Source organism: Anabaenopsis sp. NIES-4685 (assembly GCF_059725405.1).
The window spans coordinates 3,578,711-3,595,623 of sequence record NZ_AP043602.1 but is presented as its reverse complement, the minus strand read 5'-3'; the positions used below and the strand labels follow the sequence as shown (position 1 = coordinate 3,595,623).

Here is a 16,913-nt window from a genome sequence, read left to right as displayed (position 1 = left end):
GATTATTATTATCATATTTTACTAATAATAAAATGTGATTTACATGAGTCCATCTTTGATTTGTGAGAGGAGTAAATGAGCAAGTTAAAATCTATTTTCAGCTATTCTTTATTAACCATATCTTGTATATGCATCATACCTGTAGAAACTTCCGCTAATGAAATTTACCAGCCAAATAATCAAACAAAGTTAGCACAAACGAACGCATCAACTGAAATTAAAGCAATTAATATTCAAGAAAGTGACCAAGGAATCACATTAATTATAGAAACGTCTACGGGTAAAACTCCTGAAGGTGAAATTATTGATCAAGAGACCGATGTATTTATTAAATTAACTGATGTTAAACTCAATCTTGCTGATGGCAATAACTTCCTCAAAAATCAGCCAATAGATGGGGTAAAATCTATTAGCATCAGCCAAATCTCTGATACGGAAGTAGAAATCAAAATTGCAGGAGATGGAACATTACCAAATGTTGAACAAGTAGAAAGTCAACAAGGATTAGCGTTAAGTATAGTTCCTACCCCTAAAACAGTCTCAACAGAAAATAATCAACCTGAAGACAGTATAGAACTGATTGTTGTAGGAACTCCTAAGGTAGATGAAAGCACCGCTGCTAACGTCACTATTATCGATAGAGAACAAATCGAAAAACAGCAACCGCGAGATGTGCGGGATTTATTGCGTTATGAACCAGGGATTTCTGTACCTTATGACAGTCGTGGTGGTTTACAAGGAATTAATCTGCGCGGTTTAAGTGGAAATCGAGTTAATTTACAAGTAGACGGAATTCGCCTACCTTATGAATATAACTATGGTACAACTCGTCTTGGTAGAGACTTTGTAGATATTGAAACTTTAAACGCCTTAGAAATATTTCGGGGAAATAATTCCGCAGTTTTAGGAAGTGACGCACTAGGTGGAACAGTTAACTTTGCAACTGCTAGGACGAGGAACCTTCTAGAAAATATTGACAAAGATTCCTACACAAGTTTAAGCACTCAATATAGTAGTAAAGATAGTGGGTTTGTAGGGACATTTACCCAAGCTAATCGCCTAGATAATTTTGACACTTTATTCATTTACACTCGGCGTGATAGTGGTTCATTAGAGGTAGCAGGGGGAAATAGCATTTATCAAGATGATCAAGATAGAACTCGGAATAACTTCTTAGGAAAATTAAGTTATAACTTTAACGAACAAAGTTTTCTAGAGTTCACCGGAGAATATTTTAACAACCTTACTGATAGTAAGTTCTCTACTGCTAATTTACCCGGAATGATTTTTGAAGCTTCGACTCAAGATTTACAAGAAAAAGTGACAACAAATCGAGACAGATTGAGTCTGGTGTATCAATATGATCATCCCAATAGTAAATCCTGGGTGCAATTTGCTCGCGCTCATATTTATTACCAAAATGCCATTACAGAGGAAGATAGTAACAGGAGTGTTCGTACTGCTGGGCCTACCAGAACAGAAACCGCCGAAAAGGATTTAACTGATAGAGTACTTGGCGTTAATTTGCAACTCCGTAGTGATTTTGACTTAGGAAATACCACACATAGACTTACTTCTGGCTTTGATATTTCCAATACCTACAATGAGCGCAATTACTTTAACTTTATTACTACTACCGGGACAAGAGTACCTGCACCTAGATTTCCCCAAAAAGACTTTCCTGATAGTGATACTTTCCGCTTGGGTACTTACTTACAAAACGAAATTTCCCTTGGTACTGGTCAGGTAAAATTAATTCCTGGGTTGCGTTTTGATGTTTATAACTTAACCACTGCTAATAACCCTGAATTTACCCAAAAACAGCAAGATATAGACGCAGTAAATTATTCCACATCTGCACTTTCTCCTAGCTTGGGAATTGTTTATGAATCATCCCCTGGGTTGACATTCTTCAGTCGATATTCCCGTGGGTTTCGTCGCCACTTTATAGCGAACTCAACTTTGCTTTCCGTGCTGATATTCCTTTTCGACCCCATAAAGGTATTTCCAATCCCAATTTACAAGTAGAAACTAGCAATAATTTTGAATTAGGATTACGCAGTCGTTCTGAACGATTCAATTTTGATATTACTGGGTTTTATAATCGTTATCGGAATTTGATTCAACCATCTGTATTTGTTGGTTTTGATCCCGGTGATTTTGGTACATTCAGAACCGGTGGGACAGCAATTCCTTTCCAGATTTTTCAAGCACAGAATATACCTGATACAGCAATTTATGGCTTAGAAATTAAAACTGCTTATAGTTTTAGTAAAGAACCTGGTGGTTTTAGTCTCAAAGGTGCTTTAGGGTGGCAAATTGGTAATAATTTAACTCAAGATGTCCCCTTAACAACTATCAACCCTTTACAAGCAGTTATTGGTTTAGGATATGAATCACCGAATGAAAAATGGGGTGCAGAATTAATTGGAACTTTTGTGGCTAAATCTAGAGAACAAGCCTTAGTAGATGACCAAACTAGTGTGCAAGGTGGTGGTCAACCGAGTAGAAAAATTGATTTTTATGAACCTGATGCTTACACATTATTTGATTTTTTGGGTTACTACAATATCAATCCTAATTTGTCATTAACGGCGGGAATTTATAACATCTTTAATACTGAATATTATCAGTATGCTGATGTCCGCACAATCAATAGAGATGCTGCAGATTTTGAAGCACAACGTGGACGCTATGCTCAACCAGGTACAAATTTTGCACTTAGTTTAACTTGGAGATTTTGACTATTTACAGGGGTAAGTCATGAATAAAAATTTGATAGCTGTGGTCACTGCTTGTTTAGTAGCTGTTAATTTAGTAGCTTGTTCTAGTCCTCCGAATCCCACGAATCAAGATACAAATATCGTCCAGGTACAAACACCTGTTTTATTAGCAAATAGAGTAGTATCATTGACACCTCTAGGTGCAGATTTAATTTACAATCTGGATCAAAGTAAATTATTAGCTGTACCCGTGGGACGATATACAGATGTAATCGCTAAAGAAAAATTTGCGAAATTACCAAGAATAGGTGGTAGAGGTAATATTAACTTAGAAAAAGTAGTTGCGCTAAAACCAGATTTAGTAATTGGTTCAGAAACATTTCACAGTCAAGCTTTAAATAGGTTGAGAGAATTAGGAATTAATACAGTTTCTTATGAAACTAGAAGTTGGGAAGACTTAAAAAAAATTACCGAAGATTTAGCAGCACGTATTGGTGCTGATCCTAAACCGATTTTAGCGAAATACGAATCTTTTGTCTCTCGAATATCTGATAATGGGAAATCTGTTTTAGTATTAGTTAGCACTCAGCCAACATTATCTCCTAATAAAAATAGTTGGTCTGGTGATTTATTAGAGAAGTTTCAATACAAAAATGTGACGGGTGATTTACAAGGTAATAGCAGATTCAAAGGTTATTTAACTCTTTCTCAAGAGAAAATATTAGCGACTAATCCTGATAAAATATTTATCATGGAATCTGATACTGTAAATCCAGACTCCTTTAAAAAATTACCTTTTTGGAATAAACTCCAAGCTACACAAAATAATCAAGTTTATATTTTCCATCATGATGGTTTAATTAGTCCAACTAGCGTGAGAACTGTGGAAGAAGTAACGAATCAATTACGGGAAGTTGCGTCTAATTAGAGGATGTTTGATAAGTTTTCAACAGGTAATTTTTATCTTAGGGAACAGGGAACAGGGAACAGGGAACAGGGAACACACAAAAAAAACAATAAAATCCAGTCCCCTCCCCTTATAAGGACAAGACAAGGTGGACAAGGTGGACAAGGTGACGAGGGAGAAAAACAGTACAAAGTCTGTATTCTTAGTAAGAAAAATAGCCCCTTAAAAGACCATTGTCCGTATAAAATCTTCCTTGTCCACTTTCCTTCCTTGTCTTCGGTGGTCTTGCCTTTCACAGATCATATTAAAAACCTACCCTTGTAAGGAAGGGGGTGGGGTCAAACAATAGTTGATACACTAATCATGACTTGACAAACATCCTCTAAGAGCTAGGGGTTAAAACCATTTCTCAAGGATCAAGTATTACCCCCCCCATAAAAAATATGTCTTGTATTTTTGATTACAAAATAATCGGGCGATCGCTTCTGGATTGTGGAGATTATAGAGGGCGATCGCTTCTAGATTGTGGCGATTAAGGTACTGGTGAATCAAAGTTCACCAATCAGGGTTATCTCTACCCAAAAAAAATGGGCTTTAGCCGTGAGTGATTACACCCAAGCTATTGCCATTAATCCTAATTACCTTTTATCTTACAGCGATTCACAGCGATCGCAGTCTTTTTGACAATTACTTAACAAATCTTCACAAACCCAGGGAGAACCTCTAACCACACCCAGGAAATCACATCACCTTTATTTTTGTCTATAGGATTGAGCCAGAATGGTCAAACCTTCCCTAGTAGGAGTCTGGACACCACTATCAAACTGTGGGATGTGAGTAAATTACACAATGAGAGCATAAAGTTTTTCCCATTCTACTGAACCGTATTGAATTTATCCCTTGTTCGGTGTGTTTCCTAAAACTTTTTTGTGCAGGGACTTTAACCCATACTTAAGTGTATAATACCTCTTGGTAATCACCACCAGACAAACCGCCCCAGACATGAGCAATCAAATCTACTGTCTCAACCCAGACTGTCTGCACCCCAACCCCGATAATTTTGAATACTGTCAGCAATGCGGTAGTAAGTTGGTGCTGACAGAAAGATACACACCCCGCTCAATCTTAGGTCAGGGTGGTTTTGGGCGCACATTTTTAGCTACAGACCAATATAAACCATCCCAGCCCTACTGTGTAATTAAGCAGTTTTTACCCCAAGCTCAGGGAACTGATACCATTGAAAAAGCATCCCAGTTATTTGCACAGGAAGCACAAAGATTAGAGGAGTTGGGTAAACATCCTCAAATTCCTGAGTTAATGGCTTATTTTATCGTCAATGATCGCCAATATTTAGTACAAGAGTTTGTAGCAGGAAACACCCTACAAAATGAATTAGATCAAAAGGGTGTGTTTTCAGAACAGCAAATACGCGAATTATTACCAGAACTGTTACAGATATTAGAATACGTCCACAGCAAACAGGTAATACATCGAGATATTAAACCAGAGAATATTATTCGCCGCAGCAGTGACAACAAGTTATTTTTAGTAGACTTTGGCGCAGCTAAAGTAGTCAAACCACAACAACGCACAGCAACAGGAACAATTATCGGCTCTGCGGAGTACTGCGCTCCTGAGCAGTCCATGGGGAAACCATTATTTAGTAGTGATTTATATAGTTTAGGGGTAACTTGTCTCCATTTATTAACAGGGGTGAGTCCCTTTGATTTATATAGTCCCCTAGAAGGGGAATGGGTATGGCGAAACTACCTCAATGGAAATGTGGTAAGTGATGAGTTGGGGGAAATGCTGCAAAAGTTAGCCCATCCTATCCCTAAGCGCCGTTACCAGTCTGTGAGTGAAGTGATTCAGGCTTTGAGTCCGGTTAGTCCAGTAGTTACCCCGTCATCCACAGAACTTTCCCCTGCAATTGATACCTCTAAACTTCGCCACACCCTCACTGGTCATTCTAAACAGGTTTGTTCTGTAGGATTCAGCCCGGATGGTCAAACCCTGGCTAGTGGGAGTTGGGACAAGACTATCAAACTGTGGGATGTGACCACAGGTAAGGTTCGCCACACCCTCACTGGTCATTCTCAACCGGTTTGTTCTGTAGGATTCAGCCCGGATGGTCAAACCCTGGGCTAGTGGGAGTTGGGACAAGACTATCAAACTGTGGGATGTGACCACAGGTAGAGAGCTACACACCCTTACTGGACATTCCGGCTGGCTTTTTGGTGTTACTTCTGTAGGATTCAGCCCGGATGGTCAAACCCTGGCTAGTGGGAGTTCTGACAAGACAATCAAACTGTGGGATGTGAAGACCGGTAAGGTTCGCCACACCCTTACCGGTCATTCTAAACAGGTTTCGTCTGTAGGATTCAGCCCGGATGGTCAAACCCTGGCTAGTGGGAGTTCTGACAAGACAATCAAACTGTGGGATGTGACCACAGGTAGAGAACTACACACCCTTACTGGACATTCTGGCTTGTTTTCTGGTGTTAATTCTGTAGGATTCAGCCCGGATGGTCAAACCCTGGCTAGTGGGAGTGATGACCAGACTATCAAACTGTGGGATGTGAACACAGGTCAGGTTCGCCACACCCTCACCGGTCATTCTAACTCGGTTGTGTCTGTAGGATTCAGCCCGGATGGTCAAACCCTAGCTAGTGGGAGTGATGACAAGACAATCAAACTGTGGGATGTGACCACAGGTAGAGAGCTACACACCCTCACCGGTCATTCTAACTTCGTTAAGTCTGTAGGATTCAGCCCAGATGGTCAAACCCTGGCTAGTGGGAGTGGGGACAAGACTATCAAACTGTGGCTTGGGGCATTTTCTGCTACTTCGGTCAAGACAACTGCACCCCAGAGCCAACCTGTAACCACTCCCGCACCTCAAAGGAACCTAGCCCTAAACCATCCCCATAGGGTAAAAATATTATTAGCTATATTATTAGCTACTAGCGTCATAGTGGGATTAATGACAACTCAAATTAGTGTCATTACCGGTTCAACTTTATTAGAAAACAACCTCACCGGTCAATTAGAAAACAACCTCACCGGTCAATTAAAAAACACCCTCACCGGTCATTCTGGCTGGGTTGTGTCTGTAGGATTCAGCCCGGATGGTCAAACCCTGGCTAGTGGGAGTGTGGACAAGACTATCAAACTGTGGGATGTGACCACAGGTAGAGAGCTACACACCCTTACTGGACATTCTGGCTGGCTTCTTGGTGTTAATTCTGTAGGATTCAGCCCGGATGGTCAAACCCTGGCTAGTGGGAGTGTGGACAAGACTATCAAACTGTGGGATGTGACCACAGGTAGAGAGCTACACACCCTCACCGGTCATTCTGACTGGGTTAGGTCTGTAGCATTCAGCCCGGATGGTCAAACCCTGGCTAGTGGGAGTTATGACAAGACTATCAAACTGTGGGATGTGACCACAGGTAGAGAGCTACACACCCTCACCGGTCATTCTAAACAGGTTCCGTCTGTAGGATTCAGCCCGGATGGTCAAACCCTGGCTAGTGGGAGTTGGGACAACACTATCAAACTGTGGGATGTGACCACAGGTAGAGAGCTACACACCCTCACCGGTCATTCTAAACAGGTTTGGTCTGTAGGATTCAGCCCTGATAGCCAAACCCTGGCTAGTGGGAGTGATGACAACACAATCAAACTGTGGGACGTGCAGACAGGTAGAGAACTACACACCCTCACCGGTCATTCTGACTCGGTTCCGTCTGTAGCATTCAGCCCGGATGGTAAAACCCTGGCTAGTGGCAGTTTCGACGACACTATCAAACTGTGGGATGTGACCACAGGTAGAGAGCTACAGACCCTCACCGGTCATTCTGACCAGGTTTTCTCTGTAGCATTCAGCCCAGATGGTAAAACCCTGGCTAGTGGGAGTGTGGACAAGACTATCAAACTGTGGCAAGTTGGGGCATCTTCTACTACTTCGGTCAAGACAACTGCATTTCAGAGGCAACCTGTAACCACTGCAACGACTCAAACATCCCCATCAGCAAAAGTTACAACCTCACCCAGTGGTAACTTTTCACCCAGAACCCTCACCGGTCATTCTAAACAGGTTTTCTCTGTAGGATTCAGCCCGGATGGTAAAACCCTGGCTAGTGGGAGTAATGACAAGACTATCAAACTGTGGGATGTGACCACAGGTAGAGAGCTACACACCCTCACCGGTCATTCTAACCGGGTTAATTCTGTAGGATTCAGCCCCGATAGCCAAACCCTGGCTAGTGGGAGTGATGACAAGACTATCAAACTGTGGGATGTGACCACAGGTAGAGAGCTACACACCCTTACTGGACATTCTGGCTTGTTTTCTGGTGTTAATTCTGTAGGATTCAGCCCTGATAGCCAAACCCTGGCTAGTGGGAGTGATGACAACACAATCAAACTGTGGGATGTGACCACAGGTAGAGAACTACACACCCTTACTGGACATTCTAACTGGGTTAATTCTGTAAGATTCAGCCCGGATGGTCAAACCCTGGCTAGTGGGAGTTCTGACAAGACTATCCAACTGTGGGATGTGAGGACAGGTAGAGAGCTACACACCCTCACCGGTCATTCTAACTGGGTTGTGTCTGTAAGATTCAGCCCGGATGCTCAAACCCTGGCTAGTGGGAGTTGGGACAAGACTATCAAACTGTGGGATGTGCAAACAGGTAGAGAGCTACACACCCTCACCGGTCATTCTAACTCGGTTTATTCTGTAGCATTTAGCCCCGATAGCCAAACCCTAGCTAGTGGGAGTGAGGACAAGACTATCAAACTATGGGATGTGCAGACAGGTAGAGAGCTACACACCCTTACTGGACATTCTGACTCGGTTGTGTCTGTAGGATTCAGCCCGGATGGTCAAACCCTGGCTAGTGGGAGTGGTGACAACACTATCAAACTGTGGCGGTTAAGGTAGCAGTGAATCAAAGTTTACCCAGGACTTCACATCCCCAACTTTTATGATACTCTGTGACCACCTGAGAATATTTGGGACAGAAGTTGGGGATGTATAGCAGGGGCAGGGGCAGCCTTGAAACGCTTGAATTTCAATGGTTTTATCTTCTGTTTATGTCCTAACCACCTTGGATGTTGCTGTACCAAGGCTTACTGCGCTACGGAAGACCCGCACCCGACTATCAACGTAGTGACGCATACTCAGTAGTTGTGCGACTTCCTGGTGGAGAAGCCGATTTACCACTTTTGCGGGTAGTAATTGAAGAAGAAAACCGCAGACAAAGTCCTCTACCAGTTGAATCTCTCATTGCTTTGGCTCAATTGCGACAAGAAAGACGCATAGATCCCACTACCCTAGCTCAAGCCATTCAACGTAATGAACAGATTGCCCGCAGTGTCTTAGAAAGATTAGTTGAGGCGGGTTTAGTTGAAGCCCACGGTATCAAAAAAGGGCGTACCTACACGTTAAGTCCTCAAGTGTATCGAGAATTAGGACAGTCAGCTGATTATGTCCGACAGGTCGGCTTCGATTCCATACAGCAAGAACAAATGGTTATCAGTTATGTCAATACTCACGGCAAAATCACCAGACAAGAAACAATGGAATTGTGCCGGATTAGTAAAGACCAAGCGACTCGCTTATTACGTCAACTAGCTGATGCGAACCAATTAAAATTAGTTGGTCAACGCAGAGGCGCACATTATGTGCTGCCATAGCGCGGAAATAAGCACCGCGCATTTTAAAATAAGCGTTGCGTATTTTTAGCGCATTTTCGGAAATAAAATTAATATGTCTATTGTTACTGATTACCTTTTCAAGTTCCGAAGTTTCACAAGAAAATGCCGAAAGGTACGGAAGCCACTTGGCTTTAGACAGTGGAGGAAGTGCCAACGGCGAATTAATTCGCCGTGATGGTATAATCAAGGGGCGAGTAAGAATAACCATCTGCACGAAGAAGTATTTTGATAAGGAGAAACCCTTAACTGAACCATTGTCACATCCCCGACTTCTATGATACTCTGTCACCACCTGAGAATATTTCGGACAGAAGTCGGGGATGTATAACCTCAACCTGCACATAATCCGGCGATCGCTATTGTGGAGATGATGGGGGGCGATCGCTATTGTGGGGATGATGGGGGGCGATCGCTTTTCTTACCCTTTCAATAGTCTAAAGCAACACATTGTTACTAATCTTTCTCAAGATAATTACCTTTCCTTGTTTTAATTGTATCGCTTTTCTAATTTTAATTTTAAGTTTCTCTTTTCTAAGTTTTTGTCTAGTTAATTCTAGAGCAATTAATTCTTGAGCGCGCTCTTCAATTTTTATTTGGCTCTCTATTGGCATTTCTTTGATTTTTTCTCTCAGGTTTTTAGCCATTATGTGTAACCTTCCTCTTGTAATTTCAATAGATGGTCTTTGTAGCGTGCATCGGCTTTTTTAATGACTTGTGTATAAAACCCTCCCTACTGGGAGTGATGACAAGACTATCAAACTGTGGCGATTATGGTACTAGTGAATCAGATTTCATCTACAATCGGGGTCATTTTGAGCCAAAAAAAAATGGGCTTTAGCTGTGGCTGATTACATCCAAGCTATTGCCATTAATCCTAATTACCTTTTATCTTAAGGCGATCGCAGTCTTTTAGACAATTACTTAACAAATCTTAACAAACCCAGGGAGAACCTGTAACCACACCCAGGAAACCACATCCCCGACTTTTATGATCATCTGTGAGCAACTGAGAATATTTTGCGCAAAAGTCGGGGATGTTGGTGAGGTCAACTGGTGGTTGAATCTTGGGAAGCACCGCAATGATGACAATGTGGTAAATACTTATAGGTCAAATTGTGGCAATTGGGACATTCAACATATTGATAATAACCACAATGGGGACAGTAGGCATCATGATTGCGGATTTTTTTCGCACAGTTAATACAGCGTGATTCCTGGACTCTCCTAACTGCTTGGGCTTTGGTATTTAAAATAACTCTTTGAAAAACCTGGATAATGCCAAAACCTACTACGGGAATTAACAATATGTAAACATAACTAATCAGGAACAGCAACCCGCCGAGTATTCTGCTGACGATATTAAATATAAATTGAAATAACACCCCAACTTGCAGAAATTCAAAGACTTTGAGAATTAAGGGTATAAAAAATATTACCAGCAAATGCCAACTAATTAAAGATATTAACCCATATTCTCGGCGTTCAGAAAATTTGTGAACTGAAAAAGCGATTAGAATTAGCGGTATCAAAAACAAAGACTGCAAAATCAGTTGAATACTGGGATACCAAAATAAAGCCCGCTGATAATTTACTTCTACCGGTTTAAAATTATTATCCTGCTTCAGAAACTCTATAAAATTAGTGCTTTCTGGTTTAGTAAGGATTTGAGTTTTTAATTGAGTAATTTCAGCTTTTAGTGTAGAAATTTGCCGGTTATTTGCATCTAAATTTTGTTTAGCTTTTGCTGCATCTACTAAGCTAATTGACTGGTCTCTGGGGAGTTCGGCGATTTTTTCTAAAAGTGTGGCGGGATATTCAGCCCGAATCTGGCTATTAGTTTTTGTTAATTGTTTTACCTTGGCTTGTTGCTGGTCAATACTTTTAATAATTTCCTGGTTTTGAGGGTTGTTAATTTTGTCTTGATATCTGCTATATTCTAAACAAGTTGGAGACACTTTACCTAAATGTCTCTGTTCTACTTCTTGGTAAATTTGCTCTTGGGTGGGTTGATCAGGACTTTGGGATAATGAACTGTTGATAATGTTAAAGTCTTTATCTACATTGTCTTGGTTTCTGTAGTCTTGCCATGGTGAATAACAGGGATAAGCCTGGTATGGGCTGATATACCATGTACTAATATCACTCAATCCGGTAAAGACATTGATTAATATAAAAATATCAATCACTATAATCACTACTAAACTGACTTTATTTAGTGGTTGATTGTTGATTTTTCTAGACTTAGCCCAAAACTGGCGAATTTTATTCAGCATATTGTTGTTCAATATAGTAGGTGATTTTTAATGTCAACTATCACATCAGTACCATATATCTGATTTTATGGTAATTTATGTTACATTATTTAACCTTCTGTACTGCCAAGATAGGATAAATGAATATGCTTACGCAAATATGGCTGATTAATTTTTAGACTCTATTCTATGGTAATTTGATTTCTGGGGTGATTCAGCTTATTTACATTTGGGTGCAGTTATGAGGAAATTAATCAGACGTATTTTGGTATTGACTAGAGATGAAAATTTCATGCACGTGATTGAAAACTTGGAGGTGATAGTCTCTAAGCTTCTATCTATCTTTATGGTATTAGTGATTTTGGTGGCGATCCTAGATTTAGGAGTTTTTATAATTAAGGAAGTATTAACTACCCCCTATGGCTATATTAATACAAAATTATTTCACGTCTTTGGGCTATTTTTAAATATATTAATTGCTTTAGAAATATTAGAAAATATTACAGCCTATCTGAGGAGACACGTTTTTCAAGTAGAGTTAGTTATTGTCACCTCCCTAATTGCTGTATCGAGAAAAATTATTATTCTAGATTTAGAGAAGGTGCGAGGGGTTGACATCATTGGTTTAGGTTTAGCTATTCTGGCCTTATCTCTGAGCTATCTAATTATTCGTTTTAGTAATTCTCGCGGAAATTAAGCTCCATGAGACATCTGGCGGATGTGGGGTTATGGAGGGAATATGGTATTTTATCATACCAAAATATTTAATTAATCCAAATATTAAATAAATATTAAATAATTGTATATTGGTCAAAAAGTATGCTGAGTTTTTCTGCCGTTTCTGTACTACCAGCAGTTTTAGCCCTGAATGAGAATATGTACTTATTGGTGATCAGGCCGGGAGATGACAAATTCTACATACTTCTTAATAAATTAACAGAGTAATCGCAAAACGTTCTAATCTAAAGCTAACTGGGTTAATTTACTGGCAGTTTTGCAGGCGGTACTCCTAATGCATAATCACACCTATGTGTCAAGCCTCAAAACAACCCAGACTTAACACATAAATAATTATCATGGGAGTTTTACAAATTCGATGAGTGTTAAGGCAAGTGGTGGAAGCTCAGTTGCGCGTCCGCAACTGTATCAAACCCTGACTGTATCAACAATTTCCCAAGCGGAACAACAAGACCGCTTTTTGGGTAGAGGTGAACTAAGCGAACTGGCTAGCTATTTTGCCTCTGGTGCAAAACGTCTAGTAATTGCGCAGACCCTGACAGAAAACTCTGAGATTATCGTATCTAGGGCTGCTAACCGGATTTTTGTGGGTGGTTCACCCATGGCGTTCTTGGAAAAGCCCAAAGAACCAGAGCTAGCAATGGCTACTGCAGGGACTAGCGCCGAGGGAAGTGTCGCCGAAGGAATGAAACTAGGGACTGTCACCTACGTTGAAAGTCGTGGCGGGTTCCTAGAAAATCTCCGTTCTATCTTTAACTCTTCTGCTGGGGGTCCCACACCTCCCGGCTTTAGACCCATTAATGTCGCTCGTTATGGTCCGAGCAACATGGCCAAGAGCTTGCGGGATTTGTCCTGGTTCTTGCGCTATGCTACCTATGCCATTGTGGCTGGTGACCCGAATATCATCGTGGTGAATACACGGGGTTTGCGGGAAATCATCGAAAATGCTTGCTCTACAGAAGCTACCATTGTGGCTTTGCAGGAAATTAAATCAGCTTCCCTGTCTTATTTCCGCAAAGATGCTGAGGCTACAGAAATTGTGTCTCAATACATGGATGTATTGCTCACAGAGTTCAAAGCACCTACACCTTCTAACAAGGTGCGTCAACGTCCTTCCGCAGACCAACAAGGGTTACAACTGCCACAAATTTACTCTGTAGCAGCAGAAAGAAGACCTAAGTTTGCTATGAAGCCTGGTTTATCAGCTACTGAGAAAATTGAGGTCATCAAAGCAGCCTATCGGCAAATTTTTGAGCGTGATATTACCCGCGCTTATAGCTTGTCAATCTCTGACCTAGAATCTAAGGTCAAAAATGGCGATATCTCCATGAAGGAGTTTGTCCGCCGTCTCGCTAAATCTCCCCTTTACCAAAAACAGTTTTACCAGCCTTTTATTAACAGCCGTGTTATTGAATTAGCTTTCCGTCACATTTTGGGACGGGGCCAAGCAGCCGGGAAGAGGTACAAAAATACTTTGGAATCATTTCTAATGGTGGTCTACCAGCTTTAGTAGATGCTTTGGTAGATTCTCAGGAATACGGCGATTACTTTGGGGAGGAAACAGTACCCTACTTGCGTGGTCTGGGTCAGGAAGCCCAAGAATGTCGTAACTGGGGACCCCAGCAAGACCTGTTTAAATACAGTGCGCCTTTCCGCAAAGTACCTCAGTTTATTACTACCTTTGCAGCTTACGAACAGCCACTACCAGACCAACATCCTTATGGTTCCGGTAATGACCCATTGGAAATTCAATTTGGGGCGATTTTCCCGAAAGAAACCCGCAACCCCAGCAGCAGTCCGGCTCCTTTTGGGAAGGATACCCGCCGCATCTTGATTCACCAAGGTCCTGGTATTAATAACCAATTAAGTAATCCCAAGGCGCGGGGCGAAGCTCCGGGAACTTTGGGGCGCAAGGTGTTTAAACTTGACCAAGTTCCCTCGACTCTCAGCAGAAAGGGCGGCCAGGGTGTGAGCGTCAAGTTTTCGGAAAGCTCTACCCAAGCAATCATTAAAGCTACTTACCTGCAAGTTTTTGGCCGTGATGTTTACGAAGGTCAACGGCTGAAGGTGGCAGAAATTAAGCTGGAAAATGGCGAAATTTCTCTGCGAGAGTTTGTGCGGATGTTGGCGAAGTCGGATTTATTCCGCAAGATGTACTGGACATCTCTGTATGTTTGTAAATCTATTGAGTACATCCATCGCCGCTTGTTAGGTCGTCCGACTTACGGTCGTCAAGAGAATAACAAGTATTTTGACATTGCTGCTAAGAAGGGCTTCTACGCTCTGGTAGATGCTATCCTCGATACTCCAGAGTACAGCGAGGCCTTTGGTGAGGATACGGTACCTTATGAACGCTATTTAACTCCGGCGGGTGTGTCTTTACGCCATCTGCGGGTTGGTAGTATTCGCGAAGATGTGGGTACTGGTAAGGTTGAGAAGGTGGAAACACCACGGTTTGTGGAACTGGGTACAGTTAAGGAAAACCGCACAGAACCAGATATTCAATTCCGCATTAATCAAGGTGTCACTAAGAAGCGCGAACAAACCAAGGTCTTTAAGTTGGTAGCAAATACCATCAATAAGGTGGCGGTGCAAACTGTGATTAGTGCTGCTTATCGCCAAATCTTTGAACGGGATGTTGCGCCCTACATCGTCAAGAATGAGTTTACAGCTTTGGAAAGTAAGCTGGGCAATGGCGAAATTAGTGTGAAGGAATTTATTACAGGTCTGGGTTACTCTAACCTGTATTTGAAGGAGTTCTATACACCTTATCCCAACACCAAGGTAATTGAGTTGGGTACTAAGCATTTCTTGGGACGTGCGCCAATAGACCAGGCTGAAATCCGTAAGTATAACCAAATTCTGGCTACCCAAGGGATTCGTGCCTTTATTAATGCCATGGTAGAAAGTGTGGAATATAGCCAGGCTTTCGGTGAAGATACGGTTCCTTACCGTCGCTTCCCCACTCTACCTGCGGCTAATTTCCCCAATACCGAAAAGCTTTACAATCAGCTGACCAAGCAAAATAATGATTTGGTTGTACCTAGCTTTGAGACTGTCAAGCCTCGGATAGCATCGGCAAATACCCCCATTTTGGCTAAGGCGATCGCAGATTTGGCAGCCCAAGCCAAGCAAATGGATAAAACCAAGCCGTTATTCATTGAGTTGGGTCGTTCTTTCAATGACGGTCGCGGTCAGTCTGTGGAAGTGGGTGTAGGTACAAGTCGCCGCAAACCTGCACGGATTCACCGCATGACTGTAGATGCAAATCCAGGGGAGAAACAGCTAGTAATTGATGCGGCTTACTGTCAAGTTTTGGATGTATTTAGCGGTCAAGTTCCCCAGGACTACCGCCGTTCTAACTTAGACAGCAAACTGCGCAACGGGGAAATCTCTGTGCGGGAGTTTGTCCGGGAATTGGCTAGTTCAGAAATCTACCGCAAGCGCTTCTATACCCCTTATCCTAATACCAAGGTGATTGAGTTCCTATTCCGTCATCTATTGGGACGCGCACCAGCTACCCAGGGGGAAATCCGCCAATATAACAAGTTGCTGGCTGATAGCGGGTTAAGAGCAGCTGTAGAAGCAATTGTAGATAGTGCTGAATATGCTCGCTACTTCGGTGAAGATGTAGTACCTTATCAGCGCTACCCATCACTACCTGCGGGTAACTACCTTGGTAGTGTGCAAGCTGCTGCTGACTTGGTGAAACAATCTTGGTCTAGTTTATCACCTGCTGTATTGACAGGTAGACCAGGCGATCGCTAGGTATTGAGGAGGGAGCCGGGAGATGATAGTTAATTTTCCCCAATCTCCCCCTCATATCTTGTATAATCAAGCTTTCCGGCAAAAATCACTGTTCAAACTAAGAATTAATATTACAAAGTATTAACAAGAGTGATAAATGGTGAACATAATGCCGGAAAATGTTTTGCGGAAGGTAGTTGATTTCTCGGCAGGTTCGCAGTGCCATAGCACTGTTGAGTCTGGAAAAACCAAAAAACTCAGCTACTGCCAAACTTAAAATCGTACCAGTTTAATTAAATTCTGGTTTCATTAGTACTGGAGGAATCCATTAATGAGTATCGTCACGAAGTCCATCGTGAATGCTGATGCAGAGTCCCGCTATCTTAGCCCCGGCGAACTAGACCGCATCAAGAGCTTTGTTTCCGGTGGTGAACGTCGCCTCCGCATCGCTCAAATTTTGACCGACAACCGCGAGCGCATTGTTAAGCAAGCTGGTGACCAGTTGTTCCAAAAGCGCCCTGACGTTGTATCTCCTGGTGGTAACGCTTACGGTCAAGAAATGACAGCTACCTGTCTGCGTGACCTAGACTACTACCTGCGCCTAGTAACCTACGGAATCGTTTCCGGTGATGTTACCCCCATCGAAGAAATCGGTGTTGTAGGTGTACGGGAAATGTACAAATCCCTCGGTACTCCTATTGACGCCGTAGCTGGTGGCGTTAACGCGATGAAGAATGTTGCTGCTACCTTGCTGTCTGCTGAAGACGCTGGTGAAGCTGGCGCTTACTTCGACTACCTCGTCGGTGCGATGCAGTAAGC

Annotated in this window: 12 protein-coding genes and 1 pseudogene; 11 read left to right on the top strand and 2 right to left on the bottom strand. The window is 42.1% G+C overall.

Going from position 1 to position 16,913, the window contains the following annotated elements; all coding sequences use genetic code 11:
• Nucleotides 1–75 precede the first annotated feature (75 nt).
• The 8 genes from AC6IZ0_RS15315 to AC6IZ0_RS15280 all read left to right on the top strand — a co-directional run bounded on the left by AC6IZ0_RS15315 (nt 76) and on the right by AC6IZ0_RS15280 (nt 9,635).
• Entirely contained in the window at nt 76–2,028 is a 1,953-nt protein-coding gene (locus AC6IZ0_RS15315) for a TonB-dependent receptor domain-containing protein (protein WP_497723713.1), read from the top strand.
• The gene (locus AC6IZ0_RS15310; protein WP_497726074.1) at nt 1,920–2,744 is read left to right on the top strand and encodes a TonB-dependent receptor domain-containing protein; all 825 of its coding nucleotides are present in this window, start codon (nt 1,920–1,922) and stop codon (nt 2,742–2,744) included. Before AC6IZ0_RS15315 ends, AC6IZ0_RS15310 begins: the two co-directional genes overlap by 109 nt.
• A 19-nt stretch (nt 2,745–2,763) precedes the next feature.
• Nucleotides 2,764–3,651, top strand: coding sequence for an ABC transporter substrate-binding protein (locus AC6IZ0_RS15305; protein WP_497723712.1), 888 nt, complete (start codon nt 2,764–2,766; stop codon nt 3,649–3,651).
• Nucleotides 3,652–4,155: 504 nt separating this feature from the next.
• Nucleotides 4,156–4,314 carry a hypothetical protein gene (locus AC6IZ0_RS15300; protein WP_497723711.1) on the top strand — a complete coding sequence of 53 codons (159 nt, stop codon included), beginning with the start codon at nt 4,156–4,158 and terminating at the stop codon, nt 4,312–4,314.
• A gap of 318 nt (nt 4,315–4,632) precedes the next feature.
• Nucleotides 4,633–5,778, top strand: a complete 1,146-nt coding sequence (locus tag AC6IZ0_RS15295) for a protein kinase domain-containing protein (protein ID WP_497723710.1) — start codon at nt 4,633–4,635, stop codon at nt 5,776–5,778.
• A 34-nt stretch (nt 5,779–5,812) separates the two neighbouring features.
• On the top strand, nt 5,813–8,581 hold the full coding sequence (locus AC6IZ0_RS15290) for a WD40 repeat domain-containing protein (RefSeq protein WP_497726073.1): 2,769 nt from the start codon (nt 5,813–5,815) through the stop codon (nt 8,579–8,581).
• A gap of 170 nt (nt 8,582–8,751) precedes the next feature.
• Nucleotides 8,752–9,336, top strand: coding sequence for a hypothetical protein (locus AC6IZ0_RS15285; RefSeq protein WP_497723708.1), 585 nt, complete (start codon nt 8,752–8,754; stop codon nt 9,334–9,336).
• A 146-nt stretch (nt 9,337–9,482) separates the two neighbouring features.
• Nucleotides 9,483–9,635 carry a hypothetical protein gene (locus AC6IZ0_RS15280; RefSeq protein ID WP_497723707.1) on the top strand — a complete coding sequence of 51 codons (153 nt, stop codon included), beginning with the start codon at nt 9,483–9,485 and terminating at the stop codon, nt 9,633–9,635.
• Between the two features lie 156 nt (nt 9,636–9,791).
• Here AC6IZ0_RS15280 and AC6IZ0_RS15275 read toward each other — a convergent pair whose 3' ends face one another.
• The gene (locus AC6IZ0_RS15275) at nt 9,792–10,001 is read right to left on the bottom strand and encodes a hypothetical protein (protein WP_497723705.1); all 210 of its coding nucleotides are present in this window, start codon (nt 9,999–10,001) and stop codon (nt 9,792–9,794) included.
• Between the two features lie 402 nt (nt 10,002–10,403).
• The gene (locus AC6IZ0_RS15270) at nt 10,404–11,630 is read right to left on the bottom strand and encodes a hypothetical protein (protein ID WP_497723704.1); all 1,227 of its coding nucleotides are present in this window, start codon (nt 11,628–11,630) and stop codon (nt 10,404–10,406) included.
• A 220-nt stretch (nt 11,631–11,850) separates the two neighbouring features.
• On the opposite strand from AC6IZ0_RS15270, the gene AC6IZ0_RS15265 reads away from it, so the two are divergent.
• The 3 genes and pseudogenes from AC6IZ0_RS15265 (at nt 11,851) to apcA (ending at nt 16,911) form a co-directional block, all read left to right on the top strand.
• A complete protein-coding gene (locus AC6IZ0_RS15265; protein ID WP_497723702.1) occupies nt 11,851–12,306 on the top strand; it encodes a phosphate-starvation-inducible PsiE family protein in 456 nt (151 codons plus the stop codon).
• A gap of 399 nt (nt 12,307–12,705) precedes the next feature.
• Nucleotides 12,706–16,115: pseudogene (locus AC6IZ0_RS15260) on the top strand (phycobilisome rod-core linker polypeptide).
• Nucleotides 16,116–16,425: 310 nt separating this feature from the next.
• A complete protein-coding gene (apcA, locus tag AC6IZ0_RS15255; RefSeq protein ID WP_497723700.1) occupies nt 16,426–16,911 on the top strand; it encodes an allophycocyanin subunit alpha in 486 nt (161 codons plus the stop codon).
• The last annotated feature ends 2 nt before the right edge of the window (nt 16,912–16,913 follow it).

Excerpts from the sequence above, each read along its gene's own strand:
- AC6IZ0_RS15315 (WP_497723713.1), top strand. The coding sequence starts at position 76 with ATGAGCAAGTTAAAATCTATTTTCAGCTATTCTTTATTAACCATATCT.
- AC6IZ0_RS15305 (WP_497723712.1), top strand. The coding sequence starts at position 2,764 with ATGAATAAAAATTTGATAGCTGTGGTCACTGCTTGTTTAGTAGCTGTT.
- AC6IZ0_RS15295 (WP_497723710.1), top strand. The coding sequence starts at position 4,633 with ATGAGCAATCAAATCTACTGTCTCAACCCAGACTGTCTGCACCCCAAC.
- AC6IZ0_RS15285 (WP_497723708.1), top strand. The coding sequence starts at position 8,752 with ATGTTGCTGTACCAAGGCTTACTGCGCTACGGAAGACCCGCACCCGAC.
- AC6IZ0_RS15275 (WP_497723705.1), bottom strand. The coding sequence starts at position 10,001 with ATGGCTAAAAACCTGAGAGAAAAAATCAAAGAAATGCCAATAGAGAGC.
- AC6IZ0_RS15270 (WP_497723704.1), bottom strand. The coding sequence starts at position 11,630 with ATGCTGAATAAAATTCGCCAGTTTTGGGCTAAGTCTAGAAAAATCAAC.
- AC6IZ0_RS15265 (WP_497723702.1), top strand. The coding sequence starts at position 11,851 with ATGAGGAAATTAATCAGACGTATTTTGGTATTGACTAGAGATGAAAAT.
- apcA (WP_497723700.1), top strand. The coding sequence starts at position 16,426 with ATGAGTATCGTCACGAAGTCCATCGTGAATGCTGATGCAGAGTCCCGC.